The sequence below is a fragment of the Paenibacillus sp. HJGM_3 genome, assembly GCF_045062745.1.
Lineage (GTDB): Bacteria > Bacillota > Bacilli > Paenibacillales > NBRC-103111 > Paenibacillus_AA.
In genome coordinates this window covers 96,241-114,755 of sequence record NZ_JBJGED010000023.1, presented here as the reverse complement: position 1 = coordinate 114,755, position 18,515 = coordinate 96,241, and the positions used below count along the sequence as shown (strand labels likewise).

The window sequence follows — 18,515 nt, the reverse complement described above, 5'->3', positions numbered from 1 at the left end:
TTTTTCAGGTGGGGCAGGAGGAAGAGCGAAGGAGCTCCGAGAATCGCTCCTGAAGGCGCTGAAGCTCGGAGAGGTCGTGCTTCATCTCCAGCGCATCGAGCAAGCCCTCCACATGCTCGCGCGCGGCTCGGCGCTGCTGCTCGTGCAGCTGGGCTACGGCGCTATCGTACTGGTCGGCGTAGGTGCGCTCGATCAAAGCTTGGTGGCGCTCGATGTAGCTCGCGACCGGTTCCTGGAACTTCTTCTCCAGCAGTTCCTTCAGCTGGGTGCGGCCGGAACCTTCGAAGAAGTGTTTGCCGCTCTTATACAAGCCGGACACTTCCTTCTCTTCGATCTGCACCCCGGTGAGCGTCTCTTCCACCGCCGGAGTCGTGTATTTCGTCGGCGCCGGTGCGGACGCCTCGAACGTTGGCAGCTCCTCGCGGATGCGGGCCGCGTTCTTGTCCGCGCGCTTGCGGGCGAGTTTGTTCAGCGCCTGCTCGACACGCAGCGTCGTCGCCAGCAGCTCTTGGGAGAGGTCATACGAGATCAGGCGGATCAGGTCGACCGTAGCAGCGCGCAGGAGCGACCGGATCGGCCCGGCGTCCTCCCGCAGCGAAGCCGGGTTGAACGCGTACGTGTACAGCTCACCGAAGCGGTAGAATAACCGCTGTTTCACGTAGTACAGCAGCTCGGCGGCTTCCTTGGCCGCCTCCCCCAGCTCCTCCGCCGTATTCGGCGCGTTCAACAGTGCTTCTACGCGATGCAGAGCTTCCCGCAACCGCTCGATCCGCTGCTTGCGCTCGGCCTCGCCCGCCTGCGCGCCTTCAATCCATTGGCGCAGCACGCCGTCTGCGCGCTCCAAGTCCTGCTCGGCCGCCTGAACGGCCAGGTCGGCCAGCTCCTCGAACGCGAAGCGCACGAAGTCGCGTTCGAACGGCACGATGCCGGACTGCTCCAGCAGAGCGGCATCTCCGCCCATCTTGCCGTCCAGCGCGGACAGGCTGGACACCGGATAAATGCGCGGATGGCGGATGCCATACTGCAATAGATTCGTCGTGACGTGCCCCACGACGCCGGCGAGCTCCTGCTCGTCGGCAGCGAGATCGGCTGCGTTGACGACGAAGAACATTTTATCGAGCTCGAACGTCTCCTTCACCCGGCCGAGCTGGAGCAAGAATTCGCGGTCGGCCTGGGAGAACGCGTGATTGTAATAAGTGACGAACAGGATCGCGTCGGCATTCTTGATATAATCGAACGCCACGCCGGTATGCCGGGCATTGATAGAATCGGCTCCCGGGGTATCGACGAGCACCATGCCTTGATTCGTCAGCGCACAAGCATAATGGAGCTCGATGAAAGCGACATAGCACGATTTGCTCTCCTCGGCGACATAGTCGCGGAACTCCTCGAGATCGGCCCGGATGACTTCGCCCATTTGACCGGCCGCGAAGTTCCAGCCGCGGCGCACCGCCTTCAGGAACGTATAATGCGGCTTGCCGCTCGGGGCGACCGTCTCCGGCTTTAGCCGGTCGATCTGGCTCAGCGCTTCGTCCATGCTCGCGACGTTATAACCGAGTACCTGCAAGGAGAAGCGTACGTCGTCCAGCATCGCCTCGGCGGACTTCATCTGCACCTTGACCGAGCCGTGCGGCCATTCCGCCGTAGGCGGCACGATCTTGTTGATCGCCGCCGTCGTCGGGTTCGGCGACACCGGGAGGATCGCGTCGCCCATCAGGGCGTTGGCGAACGACGACTTGCCCGCGCTGAACGCGCCGAACAGGGCGATCGTGAACGTGCTGCCGGTGAGGCGCTCGGCCTTCTCGCGCATGGCGGCCACGATCGACTGCATGGCCGGGATGCCGGCCAGCAGGTCGGCGCCGGCCGTCAGCCGCTGCGCCGTGCGGCGCATGCCGCCGCGCGGATCGCCCGCGGCCGCGGGCGCGCCTGCGACAGGCGCGTCGGCGCCCGCTGCGCCTCCGGCGCTAGCCGCGCGCAGCGACACCGCCGGCGCGCCCGGCACTGCGGCGCGCGCGAGCGTCTGCGGCTGCGCCGCGCCGGCGCCTGCGGCGCCCGCGCCCGCCCCCGCCGCCGGGTACCCGGCGGGGTCGGGCAGCGCGAGCGCGGCCGCGTCGGCGGCGGGCAGCAGCGCCGCCAGCTCGGCGGCGTACGCGGCCTCGCGCGCCTCGAGCGCCTGCAGGCGCCGGTACGCGCCTAGCCGCGCCTCGAGCGCGCCCCGCTCGGCGCCGAGCGCCGCCGCACGCTCGCGGCCCGCCTCTGCCGCACGCGCGGCGAGTGCCTCCGCGAGGGCGAACGCCTCGCGGCGGAAGAACGACTTCGCGTCGGCCGCCAGCTGACGCGAGTAATTCAGCGTGTACTCACCGCTAAAGCTCGCCCCGCTCTGCACTTGCGCCGCCAGCCATTCGGCGTTCGCCTCGCCGGCTGCATTAGCCAGCCGCGCGTCGATATCCGCGGCGGCCAGAGCCCCCGCGGCATGCGCCTCCGCCTCGCGGATCAACAACTGCCGCAGGTGCGATACGATGTGCACCTGCATCTGCTCAGCGAAGTCGGCCGAGAACGCGGCGAGCCGCGTCTCGATCTCCTTCGCCGTCGCCGCCGCCCGCGAGAAGAAGCCGACCTTGAACCCCGGCTTGCGGCTCTGCAAATAATGATGCGCCAGATCCCGCGTTGCGGCGGGCGTGATCGTCGCATTGTCGAGCAGATGGACGATCTCCTTCTTCAACCCCTGCTCGTAAGACTGGGCTTGCTCGGCAATCGCCTTCAGCTCGGCGTCGAACGCGTTCGCTTGCTCCAGCACGGCCGGCAGCGCCTCCTCATCGAGCGCCTCGCGCGCAGCTTGCTTCTCCGCTTCACTCTGCTCGCTCACCCAGGCCGTATGCATTCCGCTCAAGTGGCGCGCCGACTGGATGACACTCCGAGCGCGCAGCGGCTCCGACAAGCCGGCGAGCTCGGTCACGAGCCGCTCGAGCTTGCGCCATTCATTCAGCGGATGGTCGGACGCCTTCACCGACGTATATAGAATGCCGTCCGGCACAATATGCCAGTTCTCGAACGCCTGGCGTACGCTCACCCGGTACGCATCGAAGGTCAGCTCCCGCTCGCGGTGCTTGTCGATTTGGTTCACGATCAAGTACAGCGGCTTGCCCCACTCCTTCAGCCGTTTGCAGAAGGCGAAGTTCACTTCCGACTGGACATGGTTGTAGTCCATCACGTAGAACACGACGTCTGCCAGGTGCAGCGCCGATTCCGTGGCGAGCATGTGCGCGGCGTCGGTCGAATCGATGCCCGGCGTGTCCAGCACGGCTGCCTTGCCGTCGAGCAGCGAGATCGGATAGCGAATCTCGATCGACGCGATCTCTTGTCCGTTGCGGGCATACTCGCCCAGCTTATCAAGCGGAACCTCTACCGGCTGAGCAGCGCCGCCGGCGACTCCGGCCGATGCAACCGGAATAATCGTAGCCCCCGCCGTCCCGCTGCGGATCGTCACTACGTTCGCGCTCGTCGGGATCGGGCTGGAGGGCAGCAGCGGATGGCCGCACAATTTATTGATCAGGCTCGATTTGCCCGCCGAGAAATGGCCGCAGAAGGCGATCCGCAGCAGCGGATCGTGAGCCAGCTCGGCAAGCTCTCCCATCTTGCCGGCGTTCGTCCGATCTCCTTCCTGCGCCATCCGTTCCCGGATGGCGGCGACGGCCTCGGTGGCCGCCGTCTCGCGGAAGTGATGCAATGCGTTCATGAGTAGTTTCTCCCCCAGAAAGTCTCTATTTGTCGCAAAATAAAGAAAAAAACCGAATTTCTCCGGTTTCTAGTGTACCACATTTTCATTTTCAGGGATAAAAATTTCAAACACGTCGCCATGCTGCAAAATCGTAATGTTGCGGTCGCGATGCTTCATGACCACGACGTCCGGCTTCGATTTCATTTTGTCCAAGTAATGCTCGGGCACGTCTCCGGATTCGAAGATCGTCACGCCTTCCACTTCCGCTTCCTCATCGGTTCCGAGAGGGGTGTTGATGACTTTCTCGAATATATCGGAGAACAATTCGAAGTCACTCGTATACACCGCAATACATTTCATGCTTATCGTCCCTTTCTCTTGTCGTCATTCCTTAGATTTCCTTTTTTTCGGGGTTTTCATACGCCCCTTGCCTTCCCCGCACACGTCGAGCAGCGGACAAATGCCGCATTGCGGATTTTGCGCCTTGCAATGATAACGCCCGAAGAAGATCAGGCGGTGATGCGTCTGGGTCCATTCTGGCTTCGGCACCTTCTTCATGAGCTTCTGTTCGACCTGCAGCACCGTATCGTCCGGGTCGGCCAAGCCTAGGCGTTTCGAGACGCGCTCTACATGGGTGTCCACAGCGATCGCCGGCACGCCGAACGCATTCGAGACGACCACATTGGCCGTCTTGCGGCCGACGCCGGGCAGCTCCACAAGCTGCTCGTGCTTTTCCGGCAAGATGCCGTCATAGCGTTCGAGGAGAAGTCGGCACAGGCTCTGAATATGCTTTGCCTTATTGCGGTACAGTCCGATGCGGCGGATGTCTTGCTCCAGTTCCTCGATCGGCACCGCGAGATAGTCGGCAGGGGTTTTGTACTTTTGGAACAAGTCGGCCGTTACTTTATTCACCGTTTCGTCCGTGCATTGCGCCGAGAGCAGGACCGCGATCGTGAGCTCGAACGGATTCGAATGGTGCAGCTCGCAATGCGCATCCGGGAACATCGTGGCGATCGTATCCAGAATGTGTCGCACCTTCTTCGCGGTCATCTCCGTTCCCTCCCGATCTCACTACCCACTCACACGAAGCGTTAGGTTTAACTCATTGTGATTCAGTTTAACGAAAGTGGACGGGCGGTTCAAGTCCGTTTCTGTTACAATTTCGACATTTTTGTGAGAACCCGAAAAGGTGCTTGGTCGTGGCGCTCAGGCTAACTCCGATCAGATGAGCCTCACGGCACAAAAAAAGCCGGCGCACCGCAGCGCGCCGACCACCGAAAACCCGATCATTTCGAAATCTCAATAATCTTACCCCCGAGGAAATACACTTGTACGGTATCGCCATAAGCAAGGAAGCTCGGGCTAATGACGGACGTCCCTTGATGGACATACGCATTGTCGTGCAGGACATACAAGTAAGGCTCGGTTAACAAACTGCGTTGGAACGCAACTTCCTTCGTTCCCGCATTATACGTGGATACGACGCGAGTTTGGCCGGACAAGACGACAAACATCGTTTTGCCCTTCGAATCCGTCACGACCTGTACCCGATCTTCCGGCTTGAGCGATTCGAGCGTCGAGTAGGTGGTGGTGCCGCTCTTGATCTGGAAGTTCGTGCCTGCCGTGATCGTCTGCGTGGCGTTGTTGTAATCCGTCAGCGTCACCTTCCCTTGCGAGGCGTCCACCGCGGTCACCTTCCCGCGAATCGGGTTCACCAACCGGATCGTCTCCAGCGTCCGGCCGATGTAATCGAACTCCACCCAATCATCGAGCGGAATATCTGACAACGACAAAGCCGTCTGTCCGTTCCGGACGATCGGAATCGCGTTCAGATAATATTCGGCTGTCGTCGTATCGTTCTCGCGTACCGTAATTTTTTGATTCGGGATGTCCTTGGAGATCGTCTGTACAATAAGCGCTGTACGCACTTGCACGTGGACGATCTGGTCCTGCGAGGCGTTGAATCCGATGCGCACCGAATCGCCCGGCTTCAAATCCGCGATCGCGGCGCTCGACTTCCCGGCCAGCTCGATGTAAGGATTCACATACTTGTACGTGTAAATCAAGTTGTTAGAAGTCCGAATCGTCATCTCCCCGGACGTCGTGTTGATCTGAGCGAGCGTGCCGTCCAGCCGAGTCGTAATTTGAATCGAGACGAGCGTCTTGTCGGTGACGGATAAGTTCACGCGTTTGCCTTTTACGAAGTACGTGGAGAAATTGTCCAGCGACACATCCATTTCGTCGTATAGCATCTTCGTCTTTGTCGACAGCGGATACACGGCGAAATTGCCGAACTCGTCCTTCACCGTCAAGATTTTCTCCGTCGCGTCATAGCTGAAGATCGTAGCCATGGAAAAGCTCTGTACCTTGCTCGCCGTGACAATGATGCGGTCGACTACATTGCCGTTCACTTCGACCTTCACGTCGTCGCCCACATTCAGATCCTTGATGGTGGCATACGGATTGCCGTTAATGACGACTTGTGTGGCGCTCGACAGCGAGTAGGCTGATAAGCCGGACCCGGTCGGTCGTTGCAAGTTGATGATCATCGAGTTCAGATCGATAATCTTGATCTTGCCTTCGTCCCGCAGCTCGACGAGCTGCTTGACGACCGTGACGGCGTTCGCCTTGCCGCTCTTCACATCGATACGGATCGTGTCGCCCTCGTACAAGCCTGCCGGGTCGAATGGCTTGTCGGCCAGCGTCACCGTCGTCAGTGCGGTGATCGGATACGATTCTTCGAGACCGGATACGGCCTCCTTGATCTTGATAATTTTCGCCTGCGTATCGATCGCTACGAACGTCCCATCCACTGTCTTGTTGACCGGGACTTGCTTCACGAGAATTTGCTGAATTTTCGAGGAAGGGATGAGCGTGTTTTTCTTCATCTCGATGACGGAGTCGACGAGCAGGCTGCCTAAGCTGACACCGCCGCCGTTCTTATCAAGAATACTTACGTTCGTGGCCAATGCGTATGTACTTTCCATCCCGTCGATCAATACGGTTACGGTCAACGCGTTGATATCTACGGATACTACCGTGCCGGTGATCGACTGGAGCTGAACTTCATCGCTCAGCACTTCGCCGAAATAGCCGACATTGTTGTCCGTTACGACGTACACTTCGGAATACAGCTTCACGTCTCCGATGGCTAGCTTGCGCGTATCTTCCCCGGTATTATAAACCGGAGCCGTAGGATACATCTGAATCTGCTTCGTCTGTCCATTCTTATCCTGGAGCGTCCACGTGCTGCCGTCGACCTGAGTCAGGAAGCCGGTATAGCCCTTGGCGGACCGGGTCTCCATGTAGGGCTCGGCCCGGCTGAGGAACGTAGCCATCTGCGCTCGCGTTACGGTACCGGCAGGCTGGAACGTATTGTCTTCGAATCCGTAGACGAGCTTCAGCGCTACCGCCGCGTTAATATAGCCAAGCGAACTTGCCGAGAATTTGGATGCGTCCGCGAAGGAGCTCGGCCCTGTGGAAGTCGTGGCCAAATCTTGCTTGCCGATTGCACGGATAATCATCTTCGCTACCCATTCGCGGGTGGCAGCGCGGCTGCCCCACTTCACCGGAGAGGCCAGCTCCTCGTTCATCGCGATGAGGCCTTTCTCGATTGCCATCGCCACATACCCCTTGGCATCGTCGCGCACCTCCGCGAACGGCAGGTTCGTCGTGGCGGTCGAGCTCTTCACCTGCGGTTCCAACCCCATCATTCGAATCGCCATGATGATCACGTCTTGTTGGCTGACCTCATTCTCCGGCTTGTAGCCCGTATCTTCCCCTTCCACGATGCCGAGGGCGGCCAGCTTCAGGATATGCTTGGACGCCCAATGCGTCGAAGGCACGTCCGGGAACGACAGCTTCATCGTGGTCGGCACGGTCTGTCCGTTCGTCACGGCCAAAGCGGCCACTCCGCCGGTGTTCTGGGGAGCCGGGGCCGCATAAGCGGCCGAGGCCAGTACCATGGATGTGATCAATGATCCGGTCACTGCTAATTTTATTTTCCGATTCTTAGGGTTGATCATTCCGTGCGCTCCTCTTATCGTTCTTTATCGTTTCATTGGATGCGGGACATCCATATGGCCCATCAAGGACTCGGTCTGCTTGCCGTCCACCAGCAGCTCGATGGTCTGCACTTCGCTGAATTGGAACAGCGTTTTCTTGAGCGCGTCGAGCAGCAGCGCTTCACCCGGCGAACCGAGACGTCCCTGGTCCGAAATGGTCATGTTCACAGTCACTTGGCTGTTTTCCAGCTTGGCGGATTGAATCGTAATCCCCTTCATCAGAGGAAGGACGGTAGTATCCGGAGCGGCCTGCAGCTTTTGCAGCGCCAGCTTGTACTTGTCGGCATCCGCCGCGTATGAGATGCTCGTTTCTTTTTCGACGAGCTTCGTCAAGTCCGTATCCGAGTAATAAGCTTTTATTTTCGCTTCCTTAAGGGTTTCCTTTGGTGTGGAAGCCGGCTGGACCGGCTGCGTCGCGACCGGAGTCGAGGTCGGAGCGGGTGTCCCGGCAGGTGTCGTCGGTTTCGAGCCGCAGCCCGCGGCGCTTACTGCCAGCAGCAAGATCGCGGGTACGGCCGCCCTTCGGATTGTACGGTTGAACATCGGCTTCACTCTCCAAACCTTTTTAGTGGACCACACTTTTCCATGTGCTTACTTACCGAGCAAATATTCCTTGATCGCCGCAGCGATAGTCGCAGCTGCCCGGTCCTGGAACTCACTCGAGAACAGCAAAGCTTCGTCGTTTTTGTTCGACAGGAAGCCCATCTCCAGCAATACGGCAGGCATGGTCGTTTCTCGGATGACTTTGAAATCGCCTAGCTTGACACCGCGATCGCCCAGCCCGGTAACGGGCATTAGCTTGTCATGGAGCAAATTCGCAAACGCGATGCTGTCCGGTCGATTGTAGTACGTCTCGGTACCGTTCACCGACGGGTTATCGAACTTGTTGGCGTGGATCGACAGAAATAAATTCGCGTTCATCCCGTTGGCGAAGTCCACACGCTCCTGCAATGAAGGATATGTGTCGCCGGCGCGGGTTTCATATACATCCAGATCCGGGATCAATTTCAAATGATCGACGACCTTGGATTCCATCGCGAGTGTGAAATCCTTCTCCGAGCGCGAATTAAGCGAGATCGCCCCTGGGTCGGAGCCGCCGTGGCCGGCATCGATGACAACTTTGATCCGCTTCTTCACCAATTGGATCCGGTATGTATTCGTCGATTTGTCCTCCGTCAGCTTGAAATCCATCTTTTGTCCGAGGTCGAGCACGATTCTCGCTACCAGCGGCTTGTCGCTGAACTGGGCGTACCGAATCTTCTGCAGCACCGGATGCTTCACGGCGATCTCTCCGCCCTTCGGATTCAACGCTGCAAGCGGCGTGCCTGCGAGCGTTACGCCCGGGAGGTCGATCACCATCCGTTCCGGCGAGCTCAGGAACGAGACTTTGGGAGCGACCGCGCTTGTCGTCTGGATCACGACTTCGTCACCGGCCAGCTCCAGCTTGGAGAACGTTAGAGTCGATCCCGGTTTGGCCCCTGTACCTGTCGTGCCCGAACCTGCACCGGAGCCGCTTGATCCCGGCGAGCCGCTCCCTGTCGTGCCTTTGCCGTCGGTCCCCGCTCCGGTCGGCTTGCCGGTTCCCGTCGAACCGCCCGAAGACCCGGATGCTCCGTTGCCGGAGGTACCGCCGGTTGTAGTGCCTGATCCGCTCCCGTATCCGTTTCCATTCGAAGCGCCAGTATTCGTCCCGGGTGCAGCCCCGCTCGTACTCCCGCTTCCGCTGCCGTTCGTACTCCCGTTCGTCCCAGACCCGCCGGCCGTAGAGCCAGCATCCGGTTGCTTGTACAGCGACACCGACCGCGTGAGATCGTCATAGCCCACCTTCAAGCCGAACGATTCCGAGAAAAAGCGCACCGGCACGATCGTATTGCCTTCCACATTCTCGGGTGCTACATCGAGCTTCTTCTCGACGCCATTGAGCGTCACAACGGGATTGCCGATCTGCAGCTCGATGGCGGTCGTGCCCTGCTCGACCTTAATGCGCGACCCTTCGGGAATCCACGATACGCGTGCTCCCACTTCCTCGGAGATGATCCGCAGGGGAACGATGGTCAAGTCGTTCACGATTCTCGGCGGCACTTCCGGTTCCAGCTTCTTCCCGTTCAAAAACAGCTGTACAGGCGAGGCGGCCTCCGTCGTGGCAGGCAGCAACAGGGCGACTAGCAGCATGACGAGCGGCAGCAGCCATTTCCAGTCCTTCATGGTTCACCTCTAGCAATCTCTCGATTTTTTGCCTGCACGCTGCGAGTCCAATCTGGCAACTTCAGCTATATTCTATCAAATCTCGTTACCAAAAGACACTATCCGTGCAAAGCAGACATACTATTAGACGCCAGAATTTGGGTGAAAGTTGCGAAAAACAACAAAAAAACTCTATCGTTTCGCCATAACGAAAAAATAGAGTTCTTAACCGTCGGATTTAATAGATTATCGCCGATTTCCTACGATTTCGTCCATAATCCTGCTCGTTCGAGCCGCAGATGCCCCGGTGCTCGCACATTTCCCGATACCAAGCAAATCGTCGACGATCGTCTGGATAAGGGGCTGCTGAATATGCTTCGGCGCCTCGAACGGGTGAGCGGTCACGCCGGCCGCGGTCGTCTGAACGATCGGCTCGTGACCGAACGTAGAGAACGTCAGCTTCCCCAGATCGCCCACGATCTCGTTCACATCCACGTTCTCATACCCGCAGAAGCACCATGTGCCCGTCCCCTGCACGCCGGACTCGAATTCGTATACCCCGGAGACGGTATCCTCGGCCGTATAGGCGCCTCCGAGATTGGACGACTGGCCGGATGCCGATCGGATCGGGCCGAGCAGGAAGTCCAGCACATCGAGCGTATGGCTCGCCAAATCGAAGAAATAGCCGCCTCCCGAAACGCTCGGATCGAGCCGCCATGGCAGCGCGTCCGCCCGCTCCGTCAGCTTCTTCGTCTGTCTCGTATGGACGAACCGGACTTGTCCGATCGCGCCATCCTCGATCAGCCGTTTGATGTGCAGGAACCGCGGCAAAGCCCGGCGGTAATAGGCGACGAATAAGGGGACCCCGGCCGTGCGGCAAGCATCCAGCATCGCCTCGCATTGGGCGTAATTGAGCGCCATCGGCTTCTCCACATAGACGGGCTTCCCCGCAGCTGCGGCCCGGGCCGCATATTCCAGATGGCTGTCCGGCGGAGTGGCCACATACACCGCGTCCACTTCCGGATCGGCGATCAGCCGATCCGCGTCGTCATACCATCTCGGCACCCCATGCCGTTTCGCATAATCCTCCGCGAGCCGCGCGTTTCGCCGCATCACTGCCACCAGTTCCGAATGCTCGGCCAGCTGAAAGCCCGGGCCGCTCTTGACCTCCGTCACGTTCCCGCAGCCGATAATGCCCCAACGGATTGTCTTCATCCCGCAAGATCTCCTCTCCGGTTATGTACGCTTGCCGCAACAAGCAAAGATAAAAACCGCCCGATAGATCGGACGGTTCATGTTGGATATCTTACCTTAGCGCAAGGCGCTCCGCTTGCTTCGCTTCATAAGCGGAGATCGCATCTTCATGCTGCAGCGTCAGTCCGATATCGTCGAGGCCGAGCAGCAGGAACTGGCGGCGGTGCTCATCGAGGTCGAACGACAGCTCGAGCCCGTACTCGTCGGTCAGCTTCTTGTTCTCGAGATCGACGGTCAGCTTGTAGCCCTCGTGAGCGGCGGTGCGCTGGAACAAGTCTTCGACTTGCTCCTCCGACAGCTTGATCGGCAGGATGCCGTTCTTGAAGCAGTTGTTGTAGAAAATGTCGGCGAACGTAGGCGCGATGACGACTTCGAAGCCGTAATCCTGAATCGCCCACGGCGCATGCTCGCGGGAAGAGCCACAGCCGAAGTTCACGCGGGACAGCAACACGGAAGCGCCTTGATACCGCGGCTTGTTCAGCTCGAAGCTCGGGTTCACGTTGCCTTGCTCGTCGAAGCGCCATTCGAAGAACAGGAACTGGCCGAAGCCGGTCCGCTCGATGCGCTTGAGGAATTGCTTAGGGATGATGGCGTCTGTATCTACGTTCACACGGTCCACGGGACCTACGATTCCGGTAAGCGTTTTGAAAGCTTTCATGTATAGAATCTCCTCTCGTCCGACCGATTACACGCCGGCTTCTACTTTGAATTTCCAGTCGCGGACGTCGACGAAGTGGCCTTCGATCGCCGCGGCGGCAGCCATGGCCGGCGACACCAGGTGAGTGCGTCCGCCGCGTCCTTGACGGCCTTCGAAGTTCCGGTTCGATGTCGATGCACAGCGCTCGCCGGGGCTCAGTACGTCCGGGTTCATCGCGAGGCACATGCTGCAGCCCGCGTCGCGCCATTCGAAGCCGGCCTCGATGAAGATTCGGTCCAAGCCTTCCTTCTCAGCCTGCAGCTTCACACGCCCCGAGCCCGGGACGACGATCGCATTGACGTGCGACGACACTTTGTAGCCTTTGGCCACAGCGGCCGCCGCGCGCAAATCTTCGATCCGGCCGTTCGTGCACGATCCGATGAACACGCGGTCCACCTTCAATTCGGTCATCGGCGTTCCAGGTACGAGACCCATATATTCGATCGCTTTCTCGGCCGCTTTGCGCTCATTCTCCGTTGTGAATTCGCTCGGTACCGGTACGGTCGCCGTAACGTCCGTCCCCATCCCCGGGCTCGTTCCCCAAGTCACTTGCGGCACAAGCGTGCCCGCGTCGAATTCGACCACCCAGTCGTAGGTTGCGCCTTCGTCTGTAACGAGCTTCTTCCACTCGGCTACGGCCTTGTCGAACGCTTCTCCCTGCGGCACATAATCGCGGCCACGCAAGTATTCAAACGTCGTCTCGTCCGGTGCAATCAGACCCGCTCTCGCACCTGCTTCGATGGACATGTTGCAGACAGTCATGCGCTCTTCCATCGTCAGATTGCGGATCGCCGCGCCCGTATACTCGATGACGTAGCCCGTCGCGAAGTCCGTACCATACTTGCTGATAATGCCCAGAATCAAGTCCTTCGCGGTAATGCCAGGCTTCAGGTCGCCGACAACGCGAACTTCCAGCGTCTTCGCCTTCGACTGCTGCAAGCATTGGGTGGCAAGCACGTGCTCGACCTCGCTCGTGCCGATCCCGAACGCCAACGCGCCGAAAGCGCCATGTGTAGAGGTATGGCTGTCGCCGCACACAATCGTTTTGCCGGGATGAGTCAGGCCCACCTCCGGTCCCATTACATGCACAACGCCTTGGTCCACATGGTTCAGGTCAAACAATTTGACGCCGAAGTCTGCGCAGTTCTTGGAGAGCGTGTCGATCTGCTGCTTGGAGATCGGGTCCTTAATGTTGAACCGGTCCTGCGTAGGCACGTTGTGGTCCATCGTCGCGAACGTCAGCTCCGGGCGGCGAACCTTGCGGCCGGCCAACCGAAGTCCTTCGAACGCTTGCGGAGACGTCACCTCGTGTACCAAATGGAGATCGATATACAAAATACTCGGCTTGCCTGCTTCTTCATGAATAACGTGATTATCCCAAATTTTCTCAAACATCGTTTTCTTCGCCATGTTCTCACCTCGTCCGTTCTTTGAAACGATCATAACACTTTCCACCTTAATTGATCCACTATATAATATCTATAAGCGCGATAGGAAATAGCTATAAGCTATTCTTTCGGGAAATGCAGAATACTCAAACTAAGGAGATAGAGGATATGGAACTGCGCCAGCTGCAATACGCGATTCAAATCGCGGCGGACAAAAACTTCTCCCGCGCCGCGGAGAAGCTTCATATCGCCCAGCCGTCGCTCAGCCAGCAGCTGTCCAAGCTGGAGAAGGAGATCGGCGTCCTGCTCTTTCACCGGAATACTAATGCGGTCGAGCTGACGCACGCCGGCTCGCTATTTATTGAGAAGGCGCAGAAGGTCATCGACATGGTGGAGCAAATTAAACAGGAGATGGACGACATCTCCCAAACCCGCAAAGGCCGGCTCATTGTCGGCAGCCTTCCGATTACCGGAGCGCATGTGCTTCCTCGCGTGCTGCCCGTGTTCCAGCAACGTTTTCCGGAGATCGAGATCGTGCTCGTCGAAGACTCCTCCTCACGTCTGGAGCAGCTGACCGCGAACGGCCAGACCGACCTCTCTCTGCTCTCGCTCCCGCTGCAGGATGAGGCGTTGTCGTACCAGCCGCTGCTCGAGGAAGAGATCTGGCTCGCCTTGCCTCCGCAGCATCCGCTTACGGAGGACGCATCCGGCGAGATTGACATCGGGCAGCTCGAACAGGAGCCGTTCATCGTCCTGAAGAAAGGCCAAGGCTTCCGCAAAATCACCCTCGATTTATGCGGCCAAGCCGGGTTCGCCCCGCACATCGTCTTCGAGAGCAGCAATATCGAGACGGTCCAATCGCTGGTCGCCGCCGGCATGGGGATCGCCTTCGTACCGGCGATGGTCGCGCGCGGCCAGTGGAGCCAGATCACGCCCGCTTATTCTAAGCTGTCCGGCAATCCGACACGGACGCTGGTCATCTCGTATCGCAAAGGCCGGTACTTGTCCAAGGCGGCGGAAGCGTTTATTGCGACAATGCGGGAAGTGCTGCAGGAGCAGGCTTCCGATATTCATTCTCCTGCATAAGGTGTGAGCAATTATGACTACTACTTTAACGTTCCTTGGTACCGGTGACTCCATGGGAGTTCCCCGGGTATATTGCGACTGTCCGATCTGTACGGAAGCGCGTTCGACGGGTTTGAACCGGCGATACCGGTCGTCCGCCTTACTAACGGATCCATACGGCGACCGGCTGATGATCGACTGCGGTCCGGACTGGCTCGACCAGATGCGCCTGCTCGGTCTGCGAAGCTTAAACGCGGCCCTCATCACGCACGCCCACCACGATCATATCGCCGGACTGCCGGAATGGGCGGACGCATGCCGCTGGACGAAGATGAAGGGCCGGGTGTACGCTCCTTCCGACGTCTTCGTTACGATCCGCAGCCAATATCCCTGGCTCGAACGGTTCCTGCACTTTATCCCGAATGAGGACGGCTGCGAATTTGGTGACTGGAGGATACGACCAGTTCAGGTGTGCCATGGCCGCAACGGACTTTCTTACGCCTACGTCTTCGAGCGGCCCGGATACCGGTGGGCCTATTGTTCGGATGCGATCTCGCTCACCGAACAACAAAAAGAGCCGCTAATGCGGCTTGATCTGCTTGTATTGGGAACGAACTTTTACAAAGAAGACGCCGAACCTGGCTCTCGATCCGTGTATGATATGGTAGAAGCGGTTCAGTTGATTCAAGAGCTGGTACCGGTCCGTGTGTATTTCACCCATCTGTCGCACGGCGTGGATCGGAACGCTGCGTATGATTTGCCGCCCCAAGTAAAGTTAGCTTACCATGGATTGGACGTCGCGCTGACCCGGAGCGCCGGTCGCGTTAGCGGCTGAATCAGGCAAGATCAAGCGCTGATCGATTCGAGGCTCGCCGGTCAGCCCTCCGTGCCGCTCCGTTTGTACGATTTGTACTTATGCACCACTTCTCTCCAGCTCAAGTCGCCGCGATCGAGCGCCTTCACAAGCATTTCCGCCGTCGCGATGTTCGTCGCTACCGGCACACATTGAACGTCGCACAACCGGAGCAGCGCCGTCACATCCGGCTCATGGGCCAAGGCGATCAGCGGGTCGCGCAGGAAAATGACGAGGTCGATCTCGTTTTGCGCCACGAGCGCTCCGATCTGTTGATCGCCGCCCAATGGTCCGGATTTCAACCTATAGACGTGCAGATCGGCATCCTCCGAGATTTTCGTACCGGTCGTACCGGTCGCGAATACCGTGTGCTTCTCGAACACAGCCTTATAAGCGATGACGAAGTTGACCATTTCCTCTTTCTTCACATCGTGCGCAATCAGTGCAATGTTCATGACAATCTCTCCCCTTCTCAATGTTAGGTTGCTTGCATCAAAAGCACTCGTTCCGTCGATTACAACCTCATTATACCCGTGGATTTCGCGTATAGCAATATGTCTGTGTTATGTTATCTAACATGTAAGCGCTATTTTCGTAAATATTTTAGCGATCTCCGATGCAATCTCGGGAATTTACATAAGTTAATGTTAGTTTATGTGACATTAAAAACGAGTTAAAAATTCGGGAACCAATTGCTCGCAACGGTGTCTAATCTGATTGAGGTGATTCGATGGAGCCCTACTACTTGCCTTACGTTAGTAAGCTCGACCGCAGCTCGCTCCGGGATTTGATGGAGACGTACGGCTCTGACGTGTGGAACTATATTTACTGCATGACCCGCAAGGTGGACTCGGCCGACGATCTGACCCAGGAAGTATTCATCCGCGTGTACGAAAAGATGGAGTCGTTCCGGGGCGAATGCTCGGTGAGGACATGGCTGTTCACGATTGCGCGCCGCCTCGTGCTCAACTACAAGCGGTCGGCGTTCATCCGCAAAGTATTCCTGGTTGATTGGATAACCCGGACCGAGAGCTCTCCCTCCGCCGAATCTGAAGCGTTGTCCCGGATACACGCACACACCTTGTGGGAGTATGTGCTGGAGCTGCCTGAGCCATACCGCGAAGCGCTCATGCTGGATGCCAGCTACGGATTGCCGGTCAAAGAAATGGCGCAGCTGCTCGGAATTCCCGAAGGTACGGTCAAATCCCGCATAGCCCGAGCCAGGACGAGAATCGCATCGAAGCTGAAGGAGGATGCCCCTTATGAACGCACCTAAACCGGATTGGTACAACGCGTTGAGAGAGGGACCGGTGTCCGGCAAGCCCTTCACCCCCTCAATGATGCAAAAGGTGGAGAAGCGACTTTTCGAGTCAGACCGAGGTTCCGTTAAAAGCCGACCGTTCCGCCTGTCGTGGACGCTTCCGCTTGCAGTACTCTCAATAGCGGCAGCAATCCTGTTCATAAGAAGCGAGGCTCCCGATCCGATCGACACCCCGCTGTCCACACCGACAGCCTCCACCGCAGTCACTTACGATCCGGCTATGCTTCATCCGGGCGACAAGGTTGGCGGGATGACCGTTGAATCCACCCAGAGGGACCCGAACGGGCAACAATCGGCAACCGTCGTGTTCTCCGGCAGTGTGCCGCTCGAAGGAACGTACGAATATTCCACCCCGCTCAGCGGGTATCATCCGGAGGAAGTCGTCTTCACCCCGTCGCCGACGTCGGCTGCCCGGATGCCCCGGGCAGAGTCGATGGCTGCCGATTCCGTCCGATTCAGGCTCAGCTTCCGCGACGAGGGAGAGAAGACGAAGTTCGGCACCCCCGGCTCCACCGGAACGGCCATGCTCGTATTGACGCGCTATAACTCGATCTCCGCGCCGATTCTCGACGGCACCCCGAATTCCGGCAGCGTACAAGACATTCAGGTAAGCACCGTGACGGCGCCTCCTGCGCTTAGCTCCGACGAGCTGTCCGGCCTGCTGCAGCCGTATTCCGCCACAAAGAGACCGAGGTTCGATCCGAACGGTTCCCTCGACCCGGCCCCGGTGGCGGATTGGATCCAAGCGATAGATGCTCATTTTCGGCTTCCGATGTCGGAGAAGCAGGCGAACGCCAATCAGCGGGAGCAAATCCGGTCATGGCTGAGCGGTGCGTTCGTCGCGTCCAAAGCAAGCGAATTATTGAACCAGTATGTCATCTCCTCAGGAGACGGGTATATGGTGACAGGCGGCTCCCCTGGCCTTCTGCCGCCCGGCCCGATCAAGTCGGTGAAGGACGCTTCGCTTACGATTCGGGATGCGGCCCAGAAGGAAATGACCTTCACAATGACTTATGTCATGTCCGGCACCCAGGACGCCTATTTGACCTGCATCTTGAAAGAGGAAAAGGGAGAAGTCAAGATCGACCGTTGGACGATCGATTACCGGTAAGCGATACGACGAGAAGGGCTGTCCCGCGCCGTTCATCCGGCTCAGGGACAGCCCTATTTTTTCCTCCGTTTAACTCCTCTTCAATACGTCCGCATTCCTGCCGAAAATACATTCCTTGATGTCCGGCGCCACGTCCGCCATCTCCACCAGCAAGTAAGAGCTCTTGAGGGCAAATAGCGGATGCAAGGAGCCGTATAAAATCCGTTCGACCGGTACGACCTTCACGAGATCCTCGACGACAAAGGTTCGGTCCTTCAACCCGGAGGTGTCCATATAGACGCGGGAATGAGCGTTAATCTCCTCCCGGAGCGTCTCGATCTCCCCGATCCGAATCGTCAGCAACACGATTGTAAGCTCCGGCTGACTCTCGATGAACCGGCGCACCGAATCGACCGGCAACGGAGTTTGCTTCAGCAAGTAGTCGAGCCGCTCATCCTCCATCCGGTGGGAGATGAACAGCGGAAGCTTATGGCGGATCAGCTGCTTGCACAGCCGCGCCACATCTTCTCCATTGAGATCGAACGCATGGTAGCACGGATAAATGCGCACCCCGTGAATGTCGAACCGGCGGATGCCCTCCTCGATATCCCGCTCCCAGCCCGGCAGCTCCGGATTAACCGTCAGAATATGCTTATACTCCGTGCCTTGGATCTGCTCGTGCAGCTCCTCGTCGCCTTCGAACGGGTCATTGTAAAACACACTGTTCAGCGATGCCACATAACCGCCGGAGATCTTGTTCGCTGCATGCACCTTACGAAGATCGCCCAGCGTGTTTTTGCGTACTTTGCGAAACGGCCATTGGCCGAGCAGCGCGTTAACGTCCTGGTACAAGTTCATCCCCCCTGGCTTCCGTTCAACGG

Annotated in this window: 15 protein-coding genes; 4 read left to right on the top strand and 11 right to left on the bottom strand. The window is 58.4% G+C overall.

Annotated elements, in window-relative coordinates:
• Positions 1-4: 4 nt before the first annotated feature.
• The 9 genes from ACI5FR_RS23355 to leuC form a co-directional block, all read right to left on the bottom strand.
• A complete protein-coding gene (locus tag ACI5FR_RS23355) occupies positions 5-3,736 on the bottom strand; it encodes a dynamin family protein (protein WP_405458837.1) in 3,732 nt (1,243 codons plus the stop codon).
• A 69-nt stretch (positions 3,737-3,805) separates the two neighbouring features.
• Positions 3,806-4,078: an NAD/NADP transhydrogenase alpha subunit gene (locus tag ACI5FR_RS23350; RefSeq protein ID WP_405458835.1), complete on the bottom strand. Its 273-nt coding sequence runs from the start codon at positions 4,076-4,078 to the stop codon at positions 3,806-3,808.
• A gap of 24 nt (positions 4,079-4,102) precedes the next feature.
• Entirely contained in the window at positions 4,103-4,768 is a 666-nt protein-coding gene (nth, locus tag ACI5FR_RS23345; RefSeq protein WP_405458833.1) for an endonuclease III, read from the bottom strand.
• 236 nt (positions 4,769-5,004) lie between these two features.
• A complete protein-coding gene (locus tag ACI5FR_RS23340) occupies positions 5,005-7,743 on the bottom strand; it encodes an S-layer homology domain-containing protein (RefSeq protein WP_405458831.1) in 2,739 nt (912 codons plus the stop codon).
• A 24-nt stretch (positions 7,744-7,767) separates the two neighbouring features.
• The gene (locus tag ACI5FR_RS23335) at positions 7,768-8,325 is read right to left on the bottom strand and encodes a GerMN domain-containing protein (protein ID WP_405458829.1); all 558 of its coding nucleotides are present in this window, start codon (positions 8,323-8,325) and stop codon (positions 7,768-7,770) included.
• Between the two features lie 48 nt (positions 8,326-8,373).
• A complete protein-coding gene (locus tag ACI5FR_RS23330) occupies positions 8,374-9,987 on the bottom strand; it encodes an N-acetylmuramoyl-L-alanine amidase family protein (protein ID WP_405458827.1) in 1,614 nt (537 codons plus the stop codon).
• A 225-nt stretch (positions 9,988-10,212) separates the two neighbouring features.
• A complete protein-coding gene (locus tag ACI5FR_RS23325) occupies positions 10,213-11,181 on the bottom strand; it encodes a Gfo/Idh/MocA family protein (RefSeq protein WP_405458825.1) in 969 nt (322 codons plus the stop codon).
• 91 nt (positions 11,182-11,272) lie between these two features.
• Entirely contained in the window at positions 11,273-11,878 is a 606-nt protein-coding gene (gene leuD / locus ACI5FR_RS23320; RefSeq protein WP_405458823.1) for a 3-isopropylmalate dehydratase small subunit, read from the bottom strand.
• A 27-nt stretch (positions 11,879-11,905) separates the two neighbouring features.
• Positions 11,906-13,327 (bottom strand): 3-isopropylmalate dehydratase large subunit, encoded by a 1,422-nt coding sequence (gene leuC, locus ACI5FR_RS23315; RefSeq protein WP_405458878.1) that lies wholly within the window; start codon positions 13,325-13,327, stop codon positions 11,906-11,908.
• 146 nt (positions 13,328-13,473) lie between these two features.
• Here leuC and ACI5FR_RS23310 point away from each other — a divergent pair, with 146 nt between their 5' ends.
• Both ACI5FR_RS23310 and ACI5FR_RS23305 read left to right on the top strand, forming a co-directional pair.
• Positions 13,474-14,391, top strand: a complete 918-nt coding sequence (locus ACI5FR_RS23310; protein WP_405458820.1) for a LysR family transcriptional regulator — start codon at positions 13,474-13,476, stop codon at positions 14,389-14,391.
• Between the two features lie 13 nt (positions 14,392-14,404).
• Positions 14,405-15,205 (top strand): MBL fold metallo-hydrolase, encoded by an 801-nt coding sequence (locus ACI5FR_RS23305; RefSeq protein ID WP_405458818.1) that lies wholly within the window; start codon positions 14,405-14,407, stop codon positions 15,203-15,205.
• 41 nt (positions 15,206-15,246) lie between these two features.
• Here ACI5FR_RS23305 and ACI5FR_RS23300 read toward each other — a convergent pair whose 3' ends face one another.
• Positions 15,247-15,678, bottom strand: coding sequence for a methylglyoxal synthase (locus ACI5FR_RS23300; protein WP_405458816.1), 432 nt, complete (start codon positions 15,676-15,678; stop codon positions 15,247-15,249).
• Positions 15,679-15,968: 290 nt separating this feature from the next.
• Here ACI5FR_RS23300 and ACI5FR_RS23295 point away from each other — a divergent pair, with 290 nt between their 5' ends.
• Both ACI5FR_RS23295 and ACI5FR_RS23290 read left to right on the top strand, forming a co-directional pair.
• Complete coding sequence (locus tag ACI5FR_RS23295; protein WP_405458813.1) at positions 15,969-16,499, top strand: RNA polymerase sigma factor; 531 nt, start codon at positions 15,969-15,971, stop codon at positions 16,497-16,499.
• Entirely contained in the window at positions 16,486-17,655 is a 1,170-nt protein-coding gene (locus ACI5FR_RS23290; protein WP_405458811.1) for a hypothetical protein, read from the top strand. The genes ACI5FR_RS23295 and ACI5FR_RS23290 overlap by 14 nt, the downstream gene beginning before the upstream one ends.
• A gap of 69 nt (positions 17,656-17,724) precedes the next feature.
• Here ACI5FR_RS23290 and ACI5FR_RS23285 read toward each other — a convergent pair whose 3' ends face one another.
• Positions 17,725-18,486: an amidohydrolase family protein gene (locus ACI5FR_RS23285; protein ID WP_405458810.1), complete on the bottom strand. Its 762-nt coding sequence runs from the start codon at positions 18,484-18,486 to the stop codon at positions 17,725-17,727.
• Positions 18,487-18,515 lie beyond the last annotated feature (29 nt).

Coding starts and splice junctions, on each gene's coding strand:
- ACI5FR_RS23300 (WP_405458816.1), bottom strand. CDS start 15,678: ATGAACATTGCACTGATTGCGCACGATGTGAAGAAAGAGGAAATGGTC.
- ACI5FR_RS23325 (WP_405458825.1), bottom strand. CDS start 11,181: ATGAAGACAATCCGTTGGGGCATTATCGGCTGCGGGAACGTGACGGAG.
- ACI5FR_RS23340 (WP_405458831.1), bottom strand. CDS start 7,743: ATGATCAACCCTAAGAATCGGAAAATAAAATTAGCAGTGACCGGATCA.
- ACI5FR_RS23330 (WP_405458827.1), bottom strand. CDS start 9,987: ATGAAGGACTGGAAATGGCTGCTGCCGCTCGTCATGCTGCTAGTCGCC.
- leuC (WP_405458878.1), bottom strand. CDS start 13,327: ATGGCGAAGAAAACGATGTTTGAGAAAATTTGGGATAATCACGTTATT.
- ACI5FR_RS23290 (WP_405458811.1), top strand. CDS start 16,486: ATGAACGCACCTAAACCGGATTGGTACAACGCGTTGAGAGAGGGACCG.
- nth (WP_405458833.1), bottom strand. CDS start 4,768: ATGACCGCGAAGAAGGTGCGACACATTCTGGATACGATCGCCACGATG.
- leuD (WP_405458823.1), bottom strand. CDS start 11,878: ATGAAAGCTTTCAAAACGCTTACCGGAATCGTAGGTCCCGTGGACCGT.
- ACI5FR_RS23335 (WP_405458829.1), bottom strand. CDS start 8,325: ATGTTCAACCGTACAATCCGAAGGGCGGCCGTACCCGCGATCTTGCTG.
- ACI5FR_RS23305 (WP_405458818.1), top strand. CDS start 14,405: ATGACTACTACTTTAACGTTCCTTGGTACCGGTGACTCCATGGGAGTT.
- ACI5FR_RS23355 (WP_405458837.1), bottom strand. CDS start 3,736: ATGAACGCATTGCATCACTTCCGCGAGACGGCGGCCACCGAGGCCGTC.
- ACI5FR_RS23310 (WP_405458820.1), top strand. CDS start 13,474: ATGGAACTGCGCCAGCTGCAATACGCGATTCAAATCGCGGCGGACAAA.
- ACI5FR_RS23350 (WP_405458835.1), bottom strand. CDS start 4,078: ATGAAATGTATTGCGGTGTATACGAGTGACTTCGAATTGTTCTCCGAT.